This is a genomic window from Ructibacterium gallinarum, from assembly GCF_014982785.1.
Classification (GTDB): Bacteria; Bacillota; Clostridia; order Monoglobales; family Monoglobaceae; genus Ructibacterium; species Ructibacterium gallinarum.
On record NZ_JADCKB010000025.1, the window covers coordinates 1 to 25329 of the forward strand.

The 25329-nt window shown below is 35.1% G+C and carries 17 protein-coding genes; 1 reads left to right on the forward strand and 16 read right to left on the reverse strand.

Annotation, left to right across the window (positions count from 1 at the left end; all coding sequences use genetic code 11):
- Positions 1-90: IS3 family transposase (locus tag INF28_RS10500; protein WP_226393436.1), on the forward strand; the 90-nt coding region annotated here is incomplete at its 5' end.
- 264 nt (positions 91-354) lie between these two features.
- Here INF28_RS10500 and INF28_RS10505 read toward each other — a convergent pair.
- The 16 genes from INF28_RS10505 to INF28_RS10575 form a co-directional block, all read right to left on the reverse strand.
- Positions 355-2760, reverse strand: coding sequence for a GH36-type glycosyl hydrolase domain-containing protein (locus INF28_RS10505; protein WP_226393415.1), 2406 nt, complete (start codon positions 2758-2760; stop codon positions 355-357).
- 211 nt (positions 2761-2971) lie between these two features.
- Positions 2972-4147 (reverse strand): glycoside hydrolase family 130 protein, encoded by a 1176-nt coding sequence (locus INF28_RS10510; RefSeq protein WP_226393416.1) that lies wholly within the window; start codon positions 4145-4147, stop codon positions 2972-2974.
- Between the two features lie 38 nt (positions 4148-4185).
- Positions 4186-5703 carry a glycoside hydrolase family 31 protein gene (locus INF28_RS10515; RefSeq protein WP_226393417.1) on the reverse strand — a complete coding sequence of 506 codons (1518 nt, stop codon included), beginning with the start codon at positions 5701-5703 and terminating at the stop codon, positions 4186-4188.
- A 50-nt stretch (positions 5704-5753) separates the two neighbouring features.
- The gene (locus INF28_RS10520; RefSeq protein WP_226393418.1) at positions 5754-6698 is read right to left on the reverse strand and encodes a glycoside hydrolase family 130 protein; all 945 of its coding nucleotides are present in this window, start codon (positions 6696-6698) and stop codon (positions 5754-5756) included.
- 198 nt (positions 6699-6896) lie between these two features.
- On the reverse strand, positions 6897-7187 hold the full coding sequence (locus INF28_RS10525) for a hypothetical protein (RefSeq protein ID WP_404815165.1): 291 nt from the start codon (positions 7185-7187) through the stop codon (positions 6897-6899).
- 182 nt (positions 7188-7369) lie between these two features.
- Positions 7370-7699, reverse strand: a complete 330-nt coding sequence (locus INF28_RS10530) for a TIM-barrel domain-containing protein (RefSeq protein ID WP_404815167.1) — start codon at positions 7697-7699, stop codon at positions 7370-7372.
- A gap of 58 nt (positions 7700-7757) precedes the next feature.
- Entirely contained in the window at positions 7758-8060 is a 303-nt protein-coding gene (locus tag INF28_RS13100; RefSeq protein ID WP_404815168.1) for a TIM-barrel domain-containing protein, read from the reverse strand.
- A 39-nt stretch (positions 8061-8099) separates the two neighbouring features.
- Positions 8100-8303, reverse strand: coding sequence for a hypothetical protein (locus INF28_RS10535; RefSeq protein WP_226393421.1), 204 nt, complete (start codon positions 8301-8303; stop codon positions 8100-8102).
- Between the two features lie 14 nt (positions 8304-8317).
- Positions 8318-10930, reverse strand: a complete 2613-nt coding sequence (locus INF28_RS10540) for a hypothetical protein (RefSeq protein ID WP_226393422.1) — start codon at positions 10928-10930, stop codon at positions 8318-8320.
- A 97-nt stretch (positions 10931-11027) separates the two neighbouring features.
- On the reverse strand, positions 11028-12743 hold the full coding sequence (locus INF28_RS10545; RefSeq protein WP_226393423.1) for an S-layer homology domain-containing protein: 1716 nt from the start codon (positions 12741-12743) through the stop codon (positions 11028-11030).
- Positions 12736-15489, reverse strand: a complete 2754-nt coding sequence (locus INF28_RS10550) for an endo-1,4-beta-xylanase (protein WP_226393424.1) — start codon at positions 15487-15489, stop codon at positions 12736-12738. Before INF28_RS10550 ends, INF28_RS10545 begins: the two co-directional genes overlap by 8 nt.
- A 15-nt stretch (positions 15490-15504) precedes the next feature.
- Entirely contained in the window at positions 15505-19644 is a 4140-nt protein-coding gene (locus tag INF28_RS10555; protein WP_226393425.1) for an endo-1,4-beta-xylanase, read from the reverse strand.
- Between the two features lie 76 nt (positions 19645-19720).
- A complete protein-coding gene (locus INF28_RS10560; RefSeq protein WP_226393426.1) occupies positions 19721-21058 on the reverse strand; it encodes an Ig-like domain-containing protein in 1338 nt (445 codons plus the stop codon).
- Between the two features lie 126 nt (positions 21059-21184).
- Positions 21185-23449, reverse strand: a complete 2265-nt coding sequence (locus INF28_RS10565) for an Ig-like domain-containing protein (RefSeq protein ID WP_226393427.1) — start codon at positions 23447-23449, stop codon at positions 21185-21187.
- A 25-nt stretch (positions 23450-23474) separates the two neighbouring features.
- Positions 23475-24353: a carbohydrate ABC transporter permease gene (locus INF28_RS10570; RefSeq protein ID WP_226393428.1), complete on the reverse strand. Its 879-nt coding sequence runs from the start codon at positions 24351-24353 to the stop codon at positions 23475-23477.
- A gap of 14 nt (positions 24354-24367) precedes the next feature.
- Positions 24368-25324 carry an ABC transporter permease gene (locus INF28_RS10575; RefSeq protein ID WP_226393429.1) on the reverse strand — a complete coding sequence of 319 codons (957 nt, stop codon included), beginning with the start codon at positions 25322-25324 and terminating at the stop codon, positions 24368-24370.
- Positions 25325-25329: the final 5 nt, after the last annotated feature.

The window sequence follows — 25329 nt, forward strand, 5'->3', positions numbered from 1 at the left end:
TATATTGATTACTATAACAACGAGAGAATTTCATTAAAATTAAAAGGAATGAGTCCTGTTCAGTTTAGAACTCAATCCTTAGCAAATTAATTTTAAAATTTGTCCAACTTTTGGGGTTCACTTCAAACGCCCTCATTCGAGGGCGCCCTTGACATGCCAGTAATTTTACGCTATAGTAAGTTTACGGCTGAAAGCCTAAATTTGGCTTTCAGCTCCAAATTTTACTTATAATTATATTATCATTTTGGAGTTTACACAAAACACAGGATTCCCCCGACTATGCCCCCCTCGCCTTTATCAACAATGGAAAAATTTTTTAACACATCTGCCTAAAGGTAATTATTTGCAAATTATCTATAACACAACCTTTATATTTGCTTCATTCAGATTTTTAATAAGCTCATATGGTAAATGATTGTTGTTAATGATTTCACCATTCACCTCTATGTTGGTTACTCCTCCACTCTTATGTTCCGGATTTAAAAATTTAATATTTAGTTTAACGCCTCTATACACTCTTTTTACGGTATATTCGTCCCATTTTTTTGGAATACAAGGCTCAAATACTATTCCGTCAAGCACAGGGCGAACCCCGAGCAAATACTGTGTTGCCGCAACATTCATCCACGCCACTGTACCAGAAATATGTGAAATATTTCCCCAGCCTTGTTTGTTGTTAGGATATCCCACTATATTGCTACACCAAGAATATGGTTCTGCCTTGTATTTATCAACCCCAATTTTTGATATTATATTATGGGGAATAAGGTCGTTATAATATTTCCACGCAAGCTCCGAATTCCCAAGCTTTGCTTCTGCAATGATTGCCCATGTGTGTGCATGACAAAAAACAGCTCCGTTTTCACCATTACCAGGATTATATCCACTAAACGGATCCTTAACATTAGGCCATGTTTCAAACCCAGGTGTTAGCTTCACAAGCCCCATATCTGTGTCTAAATATTTTTTGACAGCATCCATAGCATTCCTTTGCTGTTCTCTTGTGCCTGTTTCACTTATAACAGCCCATGTCTGAGAGTTTAACCATATTTTCCCAAAGTCGTTTTTTTTGCTTCCAATAGGATTGCCATCATCATCAAAACAACGATACCACCATTCACCATTCCATGAATGTCTTGTTATATTTTCAACCTGTTTTTCTTTGCATTTTTTAAGATATTCAAGACTATTATTATCATCAATAAATTCAGCAATCTCTATCATGTAATTTAATACCACAACATATTGTTGAGCTGCAAACACAGATTCTCCTTTTCCTTCTTGCGAAAACTTGCCTATTATATCATTCCAGTCACCTCTTAGTGTAAGCGGAAGCCCATGTTCTCCCAAATTATTTTCAGTAAAATTAACTCCGGCAATAAGATGTTCCCATACTGTCGCCTCTTCACCCTCGCTCAGGTGGTCAACCCCTAGATATGGGACTGTTTCATTTAGCAAATTTACATCTCCGGTTTCTGCTATCAGCGAATAGACCAAAAACGCAAGCCACATATGATCATCACACCTTGTATGATAATCTGGCAGGTCATCGTCGTTAAACCCAAGACAATGTATTGCGTTCCCTGTTTTATACTGCTTACTCATTAAAAATTTTAGTCTATCTTTGGCAACCTCAGAATTTCTGTATGTGATTGCAAGCATATCTTGACATGTGTCTCGAAATCCAAGCGTTCTGGTTCCTGGTGCGTTCGCATTAACGGAGCGAGAATATCTGGCCGTATTCACCGAATCAATTGGTCCCCATATATTTATCTGTCTTTGAGCATTTTCATCAGGAATCATACACTCAAACTTTCCTAAAAATTCATTCCACCAACTATCAAGCTTGTTTTCTTGTTCATCTACTTTTTTTATATTTCTTAATTCGTTTAAATCTAATTTTATCTTCTCTTGCAGCTCGTTACAGTGTGTTAATCCACCACTTACAGCTCCTAAATAAAAAGTGACATTTTCTTTGCAATTTGCATTAATGTGTATTTTGGTATGCAACGCAGCGCAGGGCTCACCGGATTGAATTTCCTCATTACCGCATATTCCTTTTTCTACCGCAATAGGATTTTTTTCATAACGATAATTACCAACGAATGCGTCACGATCACCCGAAAATGATTGGATTTTGCGATTGCTGGCAAAGTATACTAATGGTAATTTCTCTACATCTCCAGGTGCTGGGAATTGATATAAATACTGTATAGTTTGGCTATCTCGATCAAACCATGTCTTATGCATATGCCTCCAATAATATCCGTTGGTCTGTTCATCCAGCCATCGTTGCTGTGATAGCTCAGCATATGCAAAAACATCTATTTCTGTAGATGAATTATTTTTATTTATTATGTCCAATTTCCATGTCAAAATATCATACTCCAGCATGATAAAAAGTGTTAAAACTGCCTCTAAGTTGTTTTTTTCTGCCGTGAATACCGTTTTGCCCGGGAAATGATTAGCATTAAATTTATCAAGTTTAGTCTCAATAGGTCTAAATGTAGGCGACCAAACTGTTCCATCTTTTTCTCTTATGTATATATAAAATCCCGGAGAATCTATTGGTAAATTATGCATTCTGTACCTAGTAATTCGATACTTTGCTGCATTCTCAATCCACAATAGGCCTCCACCACATTGCGAAACAAAGCCATGCATATGTCCATTTGACAAATAATTTATCCACGGTCCTGGCATATCTGTTTTTTCTATACATATGCTTCTTTTCTCATCATCAAATATATAACCATTCATTTTTTTGCTCCTAAATAATATATTTTCATTTGACTGTGTCGAAAAAACAAACACACAATTTTTCACTGTCTGACGTTGATATATTAACAAATTTTAACATAGACCGCAAAAAATGCGGTCTATTTTGTTACTATATCGATGTATAAGAACTGACTCATTTTTTTGATACCTAATAGCTTACTATACTCTTGTGTAGTAAAACAATAAATCATTAGAGATTATTTGCATTTTTATTTTTGTTAATTAATTCAATGATTACATCCACACTCTTATGAGTATCATAACCATCTGCAGGCGTATTCATGCAATAATCAATCATTTTGTCAACAGTTGTGGTCGCAACATGTAAGCGAGTGTCAGATGAGGCATAATAAATAAATATTTTACCGTCATTTTCTATTGCGCCGTTTGTAAAAACAACATTTGAAACATCTCCTAATCTCTCGCTACCCCATGGCGCAAGAAAATACCCTCCCGGAGTATAAAGAATTTTTTGTGGATTATTTAAATCTGTCATAAAACAGTATAATACATATCTAAGTCCTGCAGCCGTGTTTCTAACACCATGGGCTATATGCAGCCAACCTTCTTTTGTTTTGATAGGTGTAGCTCCTGCACCATTTTTTGTTTCCTTTATAGTGTGATATACTCTCTTATCAATGATGATTTCTTCATCAATGGTTGCATTGCTAATATCTTCAATTAAAGCACAGCCGATGCCTCCGCCACTTCCCACATCTATAAATCCATCAGATGGTCTTGTGTAAAGCATATATTTCCCATTCACAAACTCAGGATGCAATACTACATTTCTTTGTTGACTAATTGACTCAAGATCCTTAAGTCTTTCCCAGTTTATTAAATCTTTTGTTCTCACAATACCACATTTTGCAATAGCAGATGATGTATCCTGTACACTTTTATCCTTTCTTTCAGAACAAAAGAGCCCATAAATCCAACCATCCTCATGCTTTGTAAGGCGCATATCGTATACATTGGTATCCACTTCATCATACACCGGTAATCTTATGGGATACTCGTCAAACACAAAGTTGTCTATACCGTTTTCCGAACGAGCAACAGCAAAATATGATTTTCTGTCTGCGCCTTCAACCCTTGCAACAACTACATATTTATTGTCATGATAAATTGCCCCTGCATTAAACACCGCATTAACTCCTATTCGTTCAAGAAGGTACGGATTTGATTCAAAGTCAAAATCATATCTCCATTCAAGAGGAATATGTTCATTGGTTAAAACAGGATTCTCATAGCGTTCAAATATGCCATTGTGCCATTTTCTATTGATAACATTTGTTTTTTTGATTAGTTGATTATACTTTTTTTTAAAATTTTCCTTTACCGTTTGGAACTCATTAATATTCATAAGCCTTGTACCTCATTTGTAAAATATGATTATTCAATTTACTTAAGCTTTTCAAATACATATATCTTGTCTATGCTATATTCTAAACAAACATCCGTTTCACCATCATATAACCGACCATCTAATAAATGCCATTTTCCTTTTGGCAATCTAATACTTTTTGTTGTTTCTCCTTTTTTCACCATGGGTACCACAAGATATTTATTCCCAAGCATAAACATATCCTTTGTTTGCTCACAGCCGCAATGTGGAAATTCATATTCTAATGCTCTAACAATTGGTTCATTGTTGACTGCAGCATTTTTAGCAAGTTCAATTATGTACTCTGAAAATTCTTCACGCAATTTGACTATTTTAAGCACAGTTTCATAAGCTTCCTTGGATAGGATACGCCATGGAGCAATTGAGAATTGCATCATTGGACACAACACACTTGCCTCTAACCAACGGATATATAATTCCTCATCCAACTTATAGTTTTCATCTAAGAAACTTCCAAATTCTCCTCCGCCAATCATGTCTGGACAACCATAATAACCACCAAGTAAGCCTTGTACAATAGTAAATGGTATAATACAGTTTATTCCATAATTCTCCCATTCCGGCCGCTTATCCTGTAACCTACTCACTATAGGTTCACCGCCCATGTTCCATACGGCTCTTAATTCATTAAACTCATACTGAGCGGCAAACATATCGTATTCCTTTGTATTGTCAAGAGCAATATTTCTTTTATATGTAATATCATCATCACGATAAAAAGCCGGGTCGCCTGCATCAAATTTAAATCCATCAATACCATATTTGTTCATCAATTCATCAAGCTTGTTTTTGAACCATTTTGATGCATTAGGATTTGATAAATCTAACGCGCAACTATATCCATTCCACCATTCTCTAATAGCAAATTCATTATTTTTATCCTTCAGAAGATAATCTGTATTTTTTAATTCTCTAAAAGCATGACTATCAGGTGAAATATAAGGTGTTATCCATAACATAACCTTAAAACCCAATTTATGAAGCTCATCTACCATAAATTTAGGATTTTCGAATCTTCCTGGATAAAAGTCAAAAACGCCATAATCCTCAGACCACCCCTCATCGATCATCAATATTCCAGGCATCATATTATTATCTACAATTGCATGGGCATATTCAAGTATTTGCGTTTGATTTTGATTATACATAAACTCAATCCATGTATTATATTGAGGGACTTTAAAGAAAAGTTCGTTTGGTATATTTTTATTCTTTGAAAAATGTCGATTGGCCACAGCCCTATGGGCTCCTTTAAGATCTATGAATCCGTCACAAATTTCAACATCTGCACCATCTATAGCAATCTCTCCGTTATTAAACTCAATAACAAAAGGTTTTTCGCTCCATATATATCTTCCTTGAGTAGATATGTATAGCGGCATTCTAAGATCACTGCCCGTATTTGTTAAATCTACCTTACAGTTACTTTTTTCTGAATATGGCATATCTCCTGCTAAATCAACAATACCACCATACCAAAATTCATTTTCTAAAAATTTTATATTGTATTTCATATTTATTATATTCCCTTTCAGTAATACACGGACATCATTATACTACAAATTTATTTTTTGCACATCGCAATAATTTCACTTATAGAGCCGGTAGCTAAACCAATTGATGTATCTGCGGCACCATAATATACTCTAAGTCTATCATCTTTATAATCAGCAATTGCACCACAACTAAATATTACATTGGGAACTATCCCGTTATATTCATACTCTCTATCTGGAGTAATTAAATAATCATTGCATTTACCTATAATTTTAGTTGGATCGTTTAGGTCTAACAATATAGCACCTAATGAATATCTTTGGCCTGAACAGCTCGAACTCACACCATGAATTATTTCTAGCCATCCTTCATCAGTCTTAATAGGCGGTGTGGGGCCAATTTTTATTCCATTCCACGGCGCCCATGGTTTTAATAAGATTCTGTGCCTTCCCCAATGAATTAAATTGGGCGATTCCGAAATCCATATATAGCCTCTTTGATAATAATTGTGCGGATCATCAAGAAGTACATATGGTCTGTCTAATCTATAATACATTCCGTTTATTTTTTCAGGAAATAAACACGGAACCCTATTATTGGGCAATGCAATAACGTCAATATCCTCATAGGTTTCAAAATCTTTTGTTTTTCCCAAAAACGCAACGCAACCTGCGTCAGAATTTCCCGGTCGCATTATATAATATGTATCCTCTTCAGGGAAATATGTTATTCTTGGATCTATTGGCCAGCCGTCCAAATCGTGAATATGCGGTAGCTTAGACTGAGTAATAAATGGTTTAGGATCAAATTTAAAATTAACCCCATCATTACTTCTGGCTACATGCATAAACGGCATACTTCCGTCCTTCATCTTTATTGCACAAAGCAATATAGTTGTATCCCCATACATAGTCTGTCCGCAATTAAAAACTGCATCAGCCCCAGGATAATCACTGGGTTTTATTATTGGATTATTTTCATACCTAAATAGTCCTTTTTCTTCATAAAGCATAGTTTTATTCTCCATCCGTTTTATACAAAATAATTTTATCTTTTATAAAATAATTTCTCATTTTCTTTGACTCTATATTGCTGTCAATTTTATAAACTGTGTTGTCCATTGGTTTATATAAGGTAAATTCAACCGTTACACCCGTACAAATAAGCGTTAACTCAAAATTGATATCCTCACTTATGTGAAGCTGTGGTTTTACAATATAGGTAAGATCACATTTTCCTTGATAAATACAGTTATTTTGTCCGATTTGATATCATACCAGCCGCTTTCATACACCTTATGCGTCCAAAAATCATACCACCTGCTCTCGGGAAAATATACTCGTCTATCGTAAATTGGAGCAATAAGCAACGCATCTCCTAACATATACTCATCATCTATGTCATATGTTACAGTATCATTTGTATAATCACATACAAGTGCTCTGAAGGGAGGTTTTCCTGTTTTATTATAGCAGACAAATATGCTATATAAATATGCCATAAGTGACAGTCTAACCTCCAACGCTCTTTTACCTCTGCCCCACACCATGCGGTTGTTCTAAATACCATGCATTTATAACTACCTGTGCCGAAAGTATTGCCATTTGTATACACCTTAACAATTCAGCTTTATCTTTTCGGGCGTCCAAAGAATACCTCTGAATCCCGAATTAACATACCCTCTTAAGAAATCATTAAATTCATACAAATATACAGCACAAAAGGATATGAGGCTGCAAACACTCCAGAGCTCCTTACCTCTGACAATGTTTCTATTTCTTCGAATGACCTTAAAATGGCTTGCTGATATAAAATTTCAAATAACACATGTATTTGTTTGCCATCAATACCAGATGAAAATTGTGTATAATCAGGAAAACTCCAACCTTTTGTAAGATCACTTCCGTCACATTCATCGAGTTTAAATCCATCTATACCGATATCAACCAAGTATTTTTTATGATACTGTACAAAAACCTCTTTTGCGCCTTCATTTACAAAATCAGGAACAATGCCGTTTCAAACATTATAAAAGCTGCCAAACTTTGTCATCTCCTTATCGATTTGGCTTTCAGGATGTATAAGCGTGCTCCCAAAGATTTATATGATAACCATTGTTTTTTCCTGATATAAGGCTCTTATAATTGAGAAATTTTTCTTTATCCCAATATGAACAGGAATAGCTTCGACTCTGGCAACCAGGTTCAGACCCTAAAATGTCACATGGTATAGTCCTTTCTCTTAATTGATTAGCAAGAGTCGCTATCTCTTTTTCGTTATATTTTGCATAGCATCTATACAAAACGGCAAGACCCCATACAGAAGGAATACAACCTCCCCCCTGAAAACAAATTGTATGTAGAAATAATTTCAGCTATTGAATCAACAGTAAAGAAATCTATCAATACCCTTTTCAACAGGTTCGTTGCAACCCCAAAATTTCTTCATCACACTCCAATGGCAGTGCTATGGTCATTCCACGGCCTGTTACTCTATATTTCATTCTATCTACAATTTCAGGATTTTTATCAGATAACTCATTTTTTGATATAGGCTTAAACCTTATAGGTGCTATATGTTCCAGTTCTCCAAACCTAACACGACTTACTTTTTGCATATCATACACCCTAATTATCTATATAATATAATCCATTCAACAGTGCCACCGGTCTGGTCCACAAGAACCTTGTCGCCGGCTTGTATGTCAGCAATAGACGCATCATAAACCAACTCGTTGCTGCTGTCATATAATTTAACAGGCACTCCGGTGCTTGGGAATGAAACCAATCTATTATACTCCTCGTCAAAGATAACATTTCCGCTTCCATCTGTTAAAATGTTTCCACTGTCATCTTTTTGAGGTGTATTATTTATAATCATTCCGTCCTTTACAAGACCTCTTACCTCTCCAAAGCTTATGAGCTTATTATCACTGTAAAAAGCAGTCTTTGATAGACTAAAACCCCAATTTGAATAACAATACTCATACATATGTTGATTTTGATTATCATCAGGATTAGCATAACAAATAAAATTTGCTAGTTCGCTTCGAGTGGTATTTCTTGCCACCTGTATTACAGCACCAACCTTAATATCAGATAAACTTACCGGGAACATTTGACCTACAGATAAGTCCTGTTCCTCTGCAATAATATAATCACTGTTTCCTTTTGAATCCACATATTCAAAGAATATAACGTTTTCCCCTCTATCATTTATTGCATGTCCGACAGAGGTAATTAGATATAATGGGTATACTCTATCTACACTCGGCAGACTTGTATTTCTTTTGATCACAACCGCCTTTGCATAACAATCATCATCTACATCATATATTTTACATGTATATGTTGTGTCAGTCGCAAGTCCTATATCGGCGTATCCTTGAACCTTGTAATCCCATTCATCGCTTTCATCGAATGGAATAGAAAAAACCATTGTATTCTGATTCAACCGCACCATAGGGTCTATTGCTTGTGCGTTTCCAAACCATTTTCTATTTCCGCTGATATTAAGCACTAAATTATTATCTGATATTTTTTCTTCTTCATTGATTGCGGTTTCAATATTAGATACATATTTTCCTTCTCTCAGTCTGTATTTGATTAACTGTGGTATTTTGCCTGCTTCATTCCAAAACGGTGAATTCCTTCTGTTTTGATCAAATGCAGTCTGAGCTGTCATCTTTTGACCATTTATATTAATATCCTCCGTTGTCTCAAATGTCTCTATAGTTCCTGCAGATGTAAAAATTTTAACCCTAACACAGAATAATTCACTTACAAAATCCATTAAATATCCATATTTATACAATGAAGTTTCTTTATCGATTTCAACAATTTTATCTTGGAAGTTTATATAAGCCCATACAAGATCACCAGCTCCAAAGTTCTGAAGATTTTCCCAGAAGGTCTTTGTTCCCTCGTATTCAGTATCCCCCAGCCTTATACTTTCATTTTCATTAATTACATTAATGTATCCACTTATTTTTTTCTCTGATAAAACCATTTTATATACTTCATTATTCTTGTTTTGTGCATAAGAAACAACAGTGTTAGCGCCTATTTTATCTATGGAAATATTACTGCCATTTGCATCTACCAATATTCCATAACCATCAATTATATTTGAAATATCAATTGTGTCGTTGTTTCCTTTTTCTCTCATGATACAAGAATTAATAGATACACCTGCAACAACAATACTCTTATATTCTTCAATTCGGACTACATCATATACTCCGTTTTTATTGTTATCTATGAGATAAAGTGTGCCCTCCTCAGGCTTAAAATCAACACTTGTGTAATCCTGGTATAAGCTTCCGTTGTAAATAACGCTAACATTGCTATCTAAACTAATATTTTTTTGCTTACCTTTTTCGTTATAGTATACAATTTTATTTTTTGTGGAGCTATTACTGATATCATCTGCATCAATTGTTATAACAATATTATCGTTATCATCAGCAAAGATTGATTTTACAGTTCTATCATCACTTGATACATATGCTTCAACATATAGTCCTATATAATCCTCATATTTTTCAAGGTCGCACTGATACGATTGACTGTTTATTGTAATCATACCTTTATCCTTGCGAGATACCTGTAAGAGTGACGAAAGAGCCGTTTCTTCCACTATACCTCTTATCTTTTCAAGCTGAAACTTATCCGTCAAAAGTGTCTGCCCCTCATTTTTTGCATATGTAATCCCATCTTCCGAAGCTCCAATTTCTTTGATAATATCCGTATTTAGCGCTCTGTATATCAATTCACAAAGTTGGCCTATGGTTATGTTGTCATCCTTTTGCAACGAAATTCCTGAGGTTAAATCAATCTCCCTTGCAGTATTCATACATTTATCTACGCTATATCCATCAATACCTATAACAGGGGTATAACCAATAATATCAAGTAATACCATTATGGTTTCTGCATAATTTACTGGTTCAGTAATTTTATATGATTTAAAATATTTTTCACCAATTTGGCTATAATTTGTTATTTTACCTATTGCATATTCCAAGTCCTCATATGTAGCAATCTCATCCATATTAAGTGATTTCATAATTTCGAGATCTGTAATTAGTTTTACCGCTCTTTCACTTGCGATAAACTGGTTTGCATTATTACCAGTGTTAGTTTCAGCATACACGCTGAATAAGTTGGTGGATAACACATACAACAGTATAAATACTATATTCCAATAACGCTTCATTATAATTCCAGCAGCCTTTCTACCCACATAATTTTAATTATATCTGCATTCTTACCCGCAGGCAAAATAAGATGCATAATGGCAACATAATGTTATCATTTTTATACCATATAGACCTATTAAATTATTTAATAAGCAAAAGATGCTCCAACGCTCCATAAAGCATTTTTGCTGCCTCTGCACGATTCATAAAACCATTTGGCATAAATTTATTATTATCTACTCCATTTACGATTCCTGCCCTATAAAGAGAATCGACAGCAAATAATGCATATTGGGAAATATTATTATTATCGTCAAATTGTATATTTTCACGCATATATGTTAAAACATATCCCTCATTTTCTATAAGTCTGTATAATATAACCGCTGCATCTTGACGAGTAATTTCCTCGCCTACACCAAAGTATTCCTCAGTGATACCATTGATAATGTTTTTATTTGTGGCGATTGCCAAGCTTTCATAATACCACGCATCATGATTTACATCTAAAAAACTTACCTCTTTATTCTGTGCCTTAAGAGAAAATGCTGATACTAAAATTTTTACAAATTCTTCCCTTGTTATAGCCTCATTGGGACGAAACATACCATTTCCGTCACCTGTCATAATGTTGTTATATGCTAAATATTCTATTTCTTTTTTTGCCCACTCAAAATCAGATATATCTAAAAATTTTATTGAATCTTTACCGACTAATTCCTCAATCGTATCTGCATCAATCACATTATCATCTGTTGTTTCAATATCAAAGCTATTATTGATTCCACCAATAATGCCTGCTCCACCACCACCGCCGGCACTTGAGCCGCCGCCGGGATATACGACAGGATCCTTCACAGCAACCGATTTATCAACAGCAGCACTAAACAATTTTTTTACGTCCTCTACGGTTTCAACGCTATGACCATCTAATTCCCTATTAAGTGTTACCATATTAGCGTTTGTAAACTTACCAGAAAAATCTAAATTGAAAATGTGGTTATATTCCTGAAGCTTGCTTATTTTTTCACTACGTAATGCATTATCAAACCCTGTAAGCGCTATTGCAACATCGAGTGTTCCTCTTACATCTTCAAGGCTCACAAGACTTGTTCCGTTACGCAGTGATGCAAATCTTTCTGAGTTTTCACTTATGTAATCAGTGTAATCAGTATTACTTAAAATATCCCAGCCCCAATCTTGAACATTACGGCGCAAAATATTTTCTGTTTCCAAAGCATCAGAGGTCCGCAATTCGTATATTGCAAGACTTGTATTATAATTTAATTCAATGTCATAGGAGCTTGAAATTTCATTTTCTCTAATCACATTAAACATTATCTTTGAAACCTCTTCTTTTTTACTCTCATCGGCAGGTATATCAATCAAATAAGCATAATTATTGTATTGCTCCAATATTCCTGAGATATTCTGTTCGTTTGCCATTTTTAAGGCTTCAACAGCAGCAGCTTCTATTCCCGGTTCTGTGTAAGAAAACAACGCTATATTATTAACACCTTCCTCACTAAACACAACCTTATAGATACCATATGGTGCATTTGAATCTAACATAAAGCTAAAACTATTGCCACTGACTAATTCCATCTTAATTGCTTTATTTAAATTTTCTGCAGAAAGTCCCCCTGAAAGATCAGTGCCGGGTTCAAAAACGTATACAATTTTCCCGAATTTATTCTCTGTTTCCGGAATATCAATTTGAACCATTCCATCTTGAGAAACAGTAATTGTGTTAGATATAGATGGCTCAGCCTGTCCATTTCCGTATACACACACACACACTCCACTTGTCAACATTATTGAACTTATCACTGCCACAACTTTCTTAATTTTACTCATTGCTTTTCGTTCCTTCCTTTAATGCATCTACAGTAACCTCAGAAATACCAAATCCGTTTCCGCCTTCATATTTAATCATGAGATATTTTGTGCTTTCGTATCCAACGGTATTTATTTTTCGACTGCGCCCTGTATATATACTTTCCCATTCAACACCATCGTCTGATACAAGCACTTCGTATTCATGAGCAGCTTCATTTGAGTCTTGTTTCCACTCAATAGAAATTATGCCCGAATAGGTCTGGTCGCTAAGCTCATATCTGACCCAATGATTTTCATTTTGGCTTTCATAATATGTATTTTCTATCCCATCATATGTTTCCAATACCTGTTTTCCCATATCAGAATAACTGTCAGCTATATAAATTGGGTTTTCGTCATTTCCGAATCTTGCCATAAAATCAGCATAAGCCTCTGATAAAGTTTCAAATTTAATAGGTGTTGGTAGAGGTTTTGGAGTGTTAGTTACTGTGCCATTTATTGTTCCATCATTCTTAATTATAATATCTATTCTATTATCTACGATGTCATTATCACTTTGAACAAGTGTAAATGGTATAGATTCCTTTTCTCCATTGTATTCAACCGTAATGTCATAATCACCACGATGCCCTCTAACACTAAAGTTCCCTTCAGAATCCGTTGTGCCACTTTCCCGTGTCCACCATTCATCTAACACAAGCTTTTGCCAAACCTCGTGGCCATATTTTGCAACATAATCCTTGTCATAGAAATTAGAATCTGCCCTCCAATGATTTGGATCATAATGTCCCCATATCAAGAACCCTGTTGCCTTTGGATGAGAATATGTTATACGCATTATATCCTCCATATATTGCTTACAGGCCTCAGTATCTGCCATTGTATATAAATCAAACTCAGTTACTGCTAAATTCTTAACAGATCTTGCAAATGTATCAATTTGCCAATAAAAACCTTGAGGGTATTTTAAATTTGTACAATGCGCTTGTATTCCAACTCCGTCAATAGGCGCTCCCTCATCTAAGAAAGCCTCTATAATATTAGCCGCTCCTTCATCTCGTGTATATTCATCCTTCGAATTCTTTCCTTCCATACCTGTTTCGTTAACATAGAGCGGTGTATTAGGGTCTATTTTCTTTGCTAATTTCATCATATCAGCAAATAATGTATTTCCATATTTGTTTCTAATCACATTGGAATCAAATGGTTCATTTAAAACATCCCATTGTACGGCTTTATCCTTAAATGCCCACATATATTTAATTGTATTTTCTGTAAAAATATCATATATTTCTTCATATGGCATGTCCGCAATATTTTTATATTCCCCTGGATATACACCATCCCACATCAAGCAGTGAGCTCTTATTTGTTTTTTCAGCGTACTGAGCGCATAATTTGCAACCTGAATTGCATCTCGCCCATCATTAACATAGGAAACAGCCCACTTGATGAATGAATCTATAATAGTATTGAGATATTCACTATAGAATTCATTTTGTAGCCTTGTGCTTTCCAATTCAGGGTCAAGATTCATATATTCACGCCGCATAACCGTATCGCCATAAATAAACTCACTTTTTGTCATATCAACATTGATGTTAACATTTTCTAAGGGCTCACCATCTTCGTTAACAACATTAATATACATATCATTTTTTCTATATTCTTCTATTCGTTTATTTGCTTCCTTGCGCCATAGAGCATCTTCTTCCATGCCTTTATATGTATCGCCTGAGTTTGGCATAAGCGTTTCCAAATCTACAGTATCCTTATAATTTACAATTTTAAGACCAGCAATCTGTATTATTTGAGGCTTGTAACCAACACCAATACACAATCTTGAGCGATTATTTGGAATTGCATATCTTTGATTGCATAAAACCTCATAATACTGCTTCCACTCTGTTCCAACTGTAACAGAGCCATCGCCCTGTGCGCTTAACTTATGATAGTCCTCTGTCCTTTCATAACACATACGTAATCCAGCTGAACCAGTTTCGTCTGTTATCTTGGTTGCACGAGCCCAATATGTCATGATTCCCACATCACCGATGTCAAAATCTCCTCCAACATTATTTACAACCTTTTGTATGCTATAATTTGAAACCGGAACCTGATTCCCCTCAAGTGGTAATGTTTCTATTTGAATAGCTCTATCAAACGGCATTCCCTCTGCCGATACATCTACCTCTTCCATTTTTATATATTTATCACCATTGTCAGGCTGCAATCTAAATAAAGGCTCATCATCACAAATTTGCTCTCCTTCGCCTAACTTACGAACTTCGTTGGCGAGATTGAACTCCATGGCCTCATTAAATTCAAGCTCCGGCTTTACAAGATAAATTATATTTTTAGACTCATCATAAACATATGTTTCTGTTTTAAGAGCATCTTCAACCGCATATGCTGGTATCATAACAGTATTATCTTCTGAAACATATATCTCTGCAGGGAGTTTAATATTTACCCAATCAACATATATTACATCCTCGCCAACTACAACCTCAATTTCACCGTTGTTGCCATAGCCAACGTACGCATTTTCCTTTTCATCATAAGACATTTGAACGCCCATTGCAAAAAATGTTTCAATTAGAGGTATGTATGGTATACCATCTTTTATCTCAGCTGGATGCTCTAAATCTAATAAGACATTATCTATATAAACCATGGTTTGGCTCTTCTGTGCCATTATAGAACAAGGCATAGTCATTAAAATAATGATCATTGATATAAACAAGCATAAAATACGTTTCATAGACTAACTCCTTTTTTACTGTACCGTGCCAAACTCTTTTTTTAGTGTTTTAGGCATTAAATTATCAATTCCATCCTGTATAAATAATTCATTCACTGTTTCCCCATCATTTACAAGCATAAGGTTAGCAGTTGAAGATTCTCCAGCCTTAACATGTGTGCGCTCTATCACATAGTCCACTAACACGCCGTTTTTCTTTGAAGCACGAATAATTGATACTGTTTTATCTTCGTTAGAATTGTTATCAATAGAAAATAAAATTTCATTTATACCTTTACGAATCGTATCTGTTGAATCCTTAGTTTTTAATTTCAGGTTTCTTACGGATGTAAGTGGTATACTTTCGCTAACAGCTCCTTTTGTTCGTGCGGCTATACATATACCATCTAATCCTCTCGCGTCGTCATAGGATATAACATTATTTTCTATATACTGTAGCTTTTCTCCACTCTTCATATCTGACAAAATTACGTGTATATTGTATCCATTCTGATTATTACTACGCAGAATTGCAAATAAACTATACCAAGTATTATTTTTAAACTGTAAAACATCTTCACTGCAGGAATAATCGCCAAAAACATTGTCACTGCCTAAGCTAAATAATTTTGTACCATTTTCTCCGCAACCTCTTTTTATAATGTTAACATTACCGTCATCATTGCTGCTGTTTGTCAGCGAAATGGCAAAATCGGTATAATGAGTGTAGTCCGCCCATCTGTTTTCAAAACATATATCGGTACTGAATATTAAATTTTCACCTTGTTCTATAGGTGTAAATTCCTTTGAAAGAAAACTGCTTATTTCAGCCCCCTCTGTGCTTATAACCCCTGAGTTAATGGTCAGTCTGTCGCTTTGAGAAGATAGCAATGTTTGAGCCTCTTCCTCATCACCGTATAAATTTAACTGCCAATCATTAGGTTGCCCTGTTGTATTATCATCAAATATCGGAATATCAAAATGATTAAAATCTTCACTAACGCGAGAAATATCATCAATTTGAATATCCAATTTCGATTGCTCATTAGTATATATATCGAGCTTTTTTATACCTATAATGTTTACTTCTTGATTGGTATTGCTACTATTTTGAATAAATTCCCAACGCAACATATCTGTTCCGTAAATTTCACTTGACATAGTAACACTACTGGTTACATCAGCGCTATAATCGCATTGCCCCTCATAAATCAACTCACCGTCAAGATTTGTGATTTTAACCTTTCCCGTATATCCTCCGTTCTCTCTCGGGATAAGAGAAATGTGCATTTTTTCAATCTGGGATTGTGATTGACCTGCATTTCTTTGCAGGCAAAAACTTCCATGAGACATTTGCGTTCCAAAATATGACTCTGTTACAACTCCATCTGATGATGAAATAGAATATAAAACCTTTCTTTTATTACCGGAGGTTTCTTGCGAATTATCTAAATATAAATTTAGTTCTATATTTTCATTTCCATCTAATCTTTGCCTATCCAATAAAAATTCAAAGTGTATTTCTTCATTTCCGTTTAACCCCTCTGGCCAAATTCTCTTGGCAAATGCTGTCTGATTCCTATCACCATCTACTCTTTGAAAATTTATACCTTGACTATCATTTATCAACAACTCAAAAAGGGCTCTTTGACTTTTTAGGGTACCCCAAGAATCTCCTTTTAACCATTCTGCGTCAGATGAATATCTACTTACATCAATAACACTGCTTTTAAATGAGTTGCTATAATCCTCTGTAACAATAGGCTTTAATTGGTCTATCATTTCTATCTGAGGATATAAGGAATTTTCTAACACAGCTGTATATGATATTTCGTCAATCTTTTCACATGGTCCAGACGGTGCGTTTGAAACATCAGCACTCATACCGTCACCATCTAATGTGACGATTATTTTATTGCTTCCGCTTTCAACTAATTTAAAGGGTACCTCAATGGTATTTTCGCCTACTGTTACAGTAATTATATAATCTCCTCTATGCCCTCTAAAAACACATTGGCCTTTTAAATCGGTATCCCCGCTTTCGTGAGTCATCCATTCATCCTTAACTAATCTTTGCCATTCAGCAAGAGCCGGTTTTGGGTTGAAATTCTCATCATACAAAGGGGCATTTGCCTTCCAGTGTTGTTTGTCAGTAAATCCCCACATAATAAAACCCGCCGCCTTTGGATGGCTATATGTCAAAATAAGCATATCCCTTAAAAACGGAGCACTAACAGCCTCATCCGGAGGATCTAAATCGTATTCTGTAATTGTAAATTCATCTGTGTACTCTGTCAAGCTATCAAGCTCATTATATATCATCTGAGGATATATAGCTCTAACATAATGTCCTTGAATTCCAACTCCGTCAATTTCTGCACCTAAATCCTGTAATGCTTTTATTTTATCGTTTTTAAAGCTTTCCACACTATTATATGGTCGGTCGCCATTATATCCTGTTTCGTTAATGTATAATTTACATTCAGGGTCAATTTCGTGAGCAAGCTTAAACATATCTGCATAAATTTCTATTCCATGAGGTTTCCAAACATCATATGAATTGTATGTAATCTCATTAATAATATCCCATTGTACAGCTTTTCCTTTAAAAGGCAACATGCATTCGGCTATACGCTTTGTGTAAATATCATATATCTCTGCATAATTCATATACCGTGGCTTCCCGGATAAGAATTTAGGCATAACCCCATCACCTTCCCAAAAAGCTGTGTGCCCTTTAAAATTAAGTCCATTCTCGTATGCCCAGTTTGCAAGACGAATCGCCTGTGCACCATCATCCTCGCCCGTATCAAGCCATTTTGTTTTTCCGGGTACTATGGTATTAAAATTTTCTAATATTAACTCTGAATATTTTCTTCCGTCTGGAGTGTCAAGTTGATTTATACCATAGCTCTCTATGCAGGTTCCAAACAAAAACTCGTTCTTCGTCATATCTGCACGTACATTTGCATCGCTGATGGGATTTCCTAAAGCATCTTTTACCGTGACAGTAAAATCATTCATACGATATTTATCAATTCTCCTTAAAGCCTCTTTTCTCCAAAGCGCATCCTCCTCCATACCCTCATAGACCTTTAAATCAGGTAACAACTCATCAAGTGTCACGCCTTCAAGTTTATATGCTTTGAGAGATGTTAGTAAAATTGTTTGTTTATTGAATCCGAGATTAAAAACAAATCTTATTTCTGATTTTAAAAACGATGTATTTGAATTTTCGTCCAATAGATATATAGGCATATAATACTGTTTCCATTCCTCGCCTATTAAAAACTCTTGACGTCCTAAAACATCAAAATTATGTGCATTACCTCCATCTACATCAAACCAAATTCTTGCTACACCACTTTCATCTCCGCCCCAGTCAAGAGCTTTTGCCCAAAAGGAAACTAAACCTATATCGCCTGGATTAAAATCAAGTTTAACATCATCAGCTCCACCAGGCCTTGTTGTTACACCAACGCACCATTGAACCTGATACGACTCCTCTATTTTTTCTGTTGTTTCAAGACTTATACCATAATCTAATATTGATTCATCCGGTGCAGAGGTAATCGGTACATTCAATTCGTATGAAAGGCTATCTGCACATTCACCGCCTTTATATCCTCTCTGCAACGGACAATCCTTGCCTTCTAAATCCTCTTCTAATATCTGATTTTCTGCCTTGGCATTTTCCAAAAGCATTTTATAGTACGCATCCTTATTTGTAGAAGCATCAGGTACGACTTTAGAGGGTTTAGTTATAAATATTTTATTTTCCACTGAATCATAGCTATATGTTCCACTAAGTCCATTTTCTATAAATTCAGCCGGAATCATCATAACTCCATTATCATCATAAGCAGGAGCAGACAGCTCTATGGGTACTAAATGTACAGTAGCATAATTCTCGCCAATAAGAATTTCCACAGCTCCCTCTCCACATGTAGCAGTTGCTTTTTTTTCATCACGGAAATACTCTGCATCTATAATACCTATCGAATCAAAACTTTCTTCCATCGGCAAAAATGGTATTCCATCACTGGTTATGCCCACATAATCTTGTTTTACTCCATCAACATAAACATCAATATTATTATTTTCTGCATACGCAATACCACCGAAGGAGCACAAAAAAAGTACAGATATTAAAACCCATGCGCAAAATCTTTTCATTTTATTACCTTTCCTGCGTATAAATTTTACCACACATATAATTTTAACAAACTAACAATTCAAATTACTCCACGACCTAATTTGCTGTATACAAAAGCTGTTCTGTTGCCATAGGAATAAGAGTTTGTTTATCCTTAAGCATAAATATTTTTATAAATCTGTCGGTATTTGAATCAAGCGTTACATCAAATTCTAAATTTCCGTTTAAACCATCAATTTGTGTAAACTCCTCAATAAACGCATCAACTATTTTATATCTATTATTTGCTCCCTGGCAAACCGCTACTACTGCACATACATCAAATGCTGTATTTTCGCTGTTTGTATATGGTACAACTACCGTGTTCTGTCCCAATGTCAAATCTCCACCGTTCTTCAATCTCGCTCTTCCAAATGCAATAGAATCTCCTGTTGTAAAACTCCATGTATAGTCAAATGCAGTTTCAGTGCCTTGCTCATAAACATTCGATAATGTGATTGTATAGGTCGAGTTTGATTTCAATCCGGCTATATTAAAGGCAACCTTTTTCCCGTCATTTTCCATCTTTAAATTTTCAACGGATCCATTAAAGCCCTCACCTGTTACAGAAATCTGCTCAGGCATAATTTCATTCACAGCAGATTCAAATTCTGCTGAAAAGGTTTGGTCTACTCTGATATCCTTTGCGCCGTCATTAGGTACAAATGTTGTATTTAGCTTTACGTCCTCTCTGTATCCGTCAATCTTAACACGCTTTAAATTTAAAAGCTGTACGGGTGTTTTAGCTCTCATGTCTTGCTTTACAAAAATGGAAACCACTCCTGTAGATTGCATTCTTTCAATAGCTGCAAGTTCCCAATTTTCTACAATTGCAACTTTTCTCTCTCCATTAGATTCTAAGACACAGGCTAATCTACTGTTACCTTGCTTATTAGGACGCATACTTAATTTAAGAACATATGATTTGTTTTTTTCAATAGTCACACCAGTATCATTGTCCGGAACAATTCCCATAAATAGACCAGAATCCGAACTTGCAAATCCAACCGAATATCCACTCTGATTCATACCTATCTTCATCATAGGCAGTCTTCCCAATGCGTTTGTATAGCAAAACCAAATCTCTGCTCCATTTTCCAAATCATCAATACCAAATGTATTAAATTCAAAGGTAAAATTAAGCTCCTCTTGACCTGTAAGACTTTCATTTACAGTAAATATTTTTGAAATTGCAATGTCTGCATTGCCTGGATTTTCGCAGGTTGCAGATGTCTGAATAATCATTCCGCTTTCATCCTCTGCATTTTCAAAAAAGCCTTGGCTTCCCCAGCCTGTCTCCCAAACTTCACCGTTTGCGTAATCTTCTCCTGTTCCGCCCCAATGATTATTAACAAAATATTCCGATGTTGCAACCCCATACATATTTTCATCCATATATGCAAATTCCTTAGCCAAGGCAGGCTGTATGCATCCACAGCCCGCCACAAGGAATGAAAAAGCTATAATAAAAAGCTTTATACTACATCTCATTATATTGCTCCTTCCTCACCAACATATCCTTTATTGATTAAATTGCTTTACGGATGACATAGGTGCACAGTTGTCATCAAATAGAAATACCTTTAATTCATTGGTAGATAAATCATCAATCTCTACATCAGGGAGATATATGGTTCCATCTCCTGGGTTTAATGTAACAACCTCTGTGCTGCAACTTTCTAAGATATTGTCATCTTTATGAAAAACTGTCACGAATGCCCTTAAATCTGTCGGTGTATCTCCAAAATTCTTATAATCTAACTTTAAGCTGTTAGTTCCCGTAATCAAAGAATCTGTTCCATCTCCAACTTGAACACTAAAATTATCTATTTTGGCGATTTCTATTTTTTCGTTTCCACCAAGCAATCCCTCATTTTTACCCTGTATCAGTCTGATTGTATCATATTCAGCAAGTGCAGCAGGGTCAATTCCCTCTATTGTGTAACTATCCTCACCTTGTTTATCAAGACCCTTTAATGTCATTGTTAAATCATACTTTTGTGACGACTCATTGTATTGAAAGCTTGCTATTAATCTACACCAACCTTCAGTGCGCCAGCCGTTAACCTCCCAATCGTTGCTAACATTTACAAGCTCACCATCAATAGCACCAGTCCACAAATTATAGTCTATTGTCTCAAGAGTTGGGCCCCATGAAAACGCCTGCCATACACTTCCACCGTTAGCCATAGCATATATTACCCTATTATTCCATGTGTTTTTTGAATTTGCCAATGAAATCCCAAAATATGGATTGTTAATCCATTGTCTGCCAGAATGCCAGATATCCATTGAGATTATTAAATCCTGATGCTGATTTACATCAATAGATGGAATTTTTTTGCAGACAGCTTGACGCAAATTTCTTGTATCAGTTGAGCTATCCTTAAAATAGTTATTATATGCAACTAACATACCATTTTTGCCTTCAATCAATGTATTAGCAGAGTCTGCAGTAAAATCATATGTATTCCCTTGATTATAATCAGCTTCATATCCTATCTCATATGCCCATAATTTACCTGCTTTCCACTCCTTGTCGTCTGCAAAATTACCATAGTCAATTTCTGCCTTAGTCGCAAAATTATCAAAATTATCTTCTATTTTATTAGGACTTCTATATAAGTCACCAAAATATATATCTTCACCAGTTATAAAGCTTGTACTGTATTCATTTTCAGTAGTTCCGTATTTTTGTACTATTCTGCTCAGCGTAACAGTATATTCTGATCTCTTTTGTAAATTTGCAAGATTGATAACCGCACCCATGTTATTTTCATCCATTTCAACACTTACAACACTTGCACCATTTGTTATTGAAACATTATCTGCTGTAAACGGTTCAACTTCCTTGTCAAATTTCACAACAACATTTGTGTCTATGGGCACAGGTCGTGCACCGTTTTCAGGTGTAAACGTAGCTACAGGCAAGGAGCTGTTAGATGATTTTTCCATTTTTAAACTCTTTACTGTAAGGAATTGCTCTCCTGAACCTATTACATCAGAGGATTCATTATCAACATTTACATTTTGCACCTTAAATCCAAGACCTCTTATTTTTGATGGGTCAAAAAATTTATATTCATTTTGGGTAACCTTTGCAACAGTTGTACCATTGGTTAGATCTTTAAGTGTATATGACAAATCATATGCCTCTCCACTCAGACTTTGGCGTGCAATGATAGTAATTTTATAGCTCGTATTATCTGATAATGAACCAACAAGTTCATTGGCGTTTATCCAGTATTCTTCAATACTTGCAGTATATGGTTTATATGTACCGGTAGTATTTCCATCACCATTTCTTACTGAAAATAACGAATACCCATTGCCATCACTTTCAAGACAACGAAGCCATAATTGCATTTTATTAGTAATTTTACTAATCTCATTTGTTGAAAAATCCATAGTGATACGAACCGAATCACCAAATTCCATATTAGGTGCTGTATCATTCAGCTTATGATATGGTCCCCACCAATGCTTTTTAGATTTTAAATCGTAAAGCTTAAAGCCTTCATCAGTAATATCACCTATTCTTCCTTCACCTGTTTCCCATGCCCACTCTGAAACCCACTTGCCATTTTGAAACGAGGCAGAGTTTAAAATTGGTGCTCCGCTGGTGTAATCCCACCCCTGTTCAATTTTAACCTCTGTATCCATAACAGCCTGCCAAATTTCTTCCACACCGGAAGCATAAGTCGACTGTGAAATATACATTACAGAAGAAGCTATTAAACATATGCATAACATAATATTTATTATCTGTTTATTGTTTACTTTCATTTTTAACACTTCCTTTCATTTTATATTAACCTTTTATGGCGCCTACAGTCAGCCCCTGTATAAAATATTTTTGGAAAAATGGATAAACAAACAATATAGGGCCTGTTGCAATAATACAAAGAGCCATTCTTGCACTTTCTGAAGGAACATCCATGGCTCCAGTTGAAAGTGCATAGTTGCTATTTTCAGACATTTTCTGAATATTGTTCATCATATTTTGAAGTATGAACTGTAAATTATAAAGCTTAGGCTCAGTTATAAACAACAACGGCAGCCACCAATCATTCCAATATGCCAAGGTTTGGAATAAAGCAATTGTTGCTATGCCGGGCAGAGAAATAGGTAAAACCAATTGAAAGAAAATTCTAAATTCACCTGCTCCGTCAAGCTTTGCTGATTCGATAATTCCATCAGGAATTGTGGTTGAAAAAAATGTTCGTAATATTATAATATTCCATGCATTCATTAAATACGGCAATATCATTGCCCATATTGTATTAGACAAATTCAGCCACTTTGTGCAAACAATATACCAAGCCACAGTTCCACCATTAAAAAGCATTGTAAAAAATACATAAAATGTGAAAATCTTACGCCATCTAAAATCCTTTTTTGAAAGTCCATATGCAAATAATGCAGTGAGCAATGTGGATATACCTGCGCCTGTTATTGTGTTTATAATAGTTACTCCATATGCTCTTGCAACACTATTACCGTTTTTAAATATATATTCATATGCATTTGTGGATAACTCTGACGGCAACAAAGTATAGCCCTTTGATACAATTCCTGATTCACTTGTCAAAGACACGCTTATAACAAGAAGCAGAGGAATAATACTGCAGGCACATAACACAAGAAAAAATGCGTGCAAGAATGTCTCTAATTTAATGTTTTTATGCATATTACTCCTCCTCTCTAAAATAATGCACTGTCAGGGTCTACTTTATTTACTATCATGTTTGCAAGTAAAACAAGTACAAAACCAACCACAGATTGATAAAACGCTGCTGCAGATGACATTCCCAAGGTTTTTGCACCTCCAGATATCATCTTGTTATAAACATATGTATTAATTGTACTGGTAGTAGAATATAATGCTCCCGAATTCATAGGGACCTGGTAAAACAGGCCGAAATCTGAATTTAGTATTTTTCCTATTGATAATATGGTCTGAATAACTATTAATAATTTTAAAGATGGCAATGTAATATGTATAATTTGCTTCCACTTATTTGCACCATCTATCTCAGCCGCTTCATAAAGCTGGACATCAATTCCCGCAATTGCAGCAAGATATACAACACTGCTATAGCCAGTCCATTTCCAGAAATTTACTACACATAAAATCCACGGCCATTGTTCCGGAACAGTATACCAGTTTATTGGTTCAATCCCCAGCATGGGCAATATGGTTTTATTTAAAAAACCATTGTCCATGCTTAGGAATGCAAACACTAAATAACTAACAATGACATAAGATAGGAAATACGGCATAATAATAATAGTTTGATATATTTTTGAAGCTCGTTTGCTACTAAATAGACTCATCATTATCGCAATTGAAACATTTAAAAAAGTACCTATAATTATAAAAATCACATTATATCCAATAGTATTTCTTGTTATAAGCCATGCATCTTCAGTTCTAAATAAAAATTCAAAATTTTGCAATCCACACCAGGGACTTCCTAAAATGCCATCTCGCATATTAATATCTTTAAACGGAATGATAATGCCAAACATTGGTAAATATGAAAATAATAATATTAACACAGCGCCTGGCAGCATCATAATCAATATTGGCATATCATTCTTTAGCCCTAATGACAGCTTTTTATATCCTATTGGCTTTTTTTGAGCTTCCTTTTTCATATTCT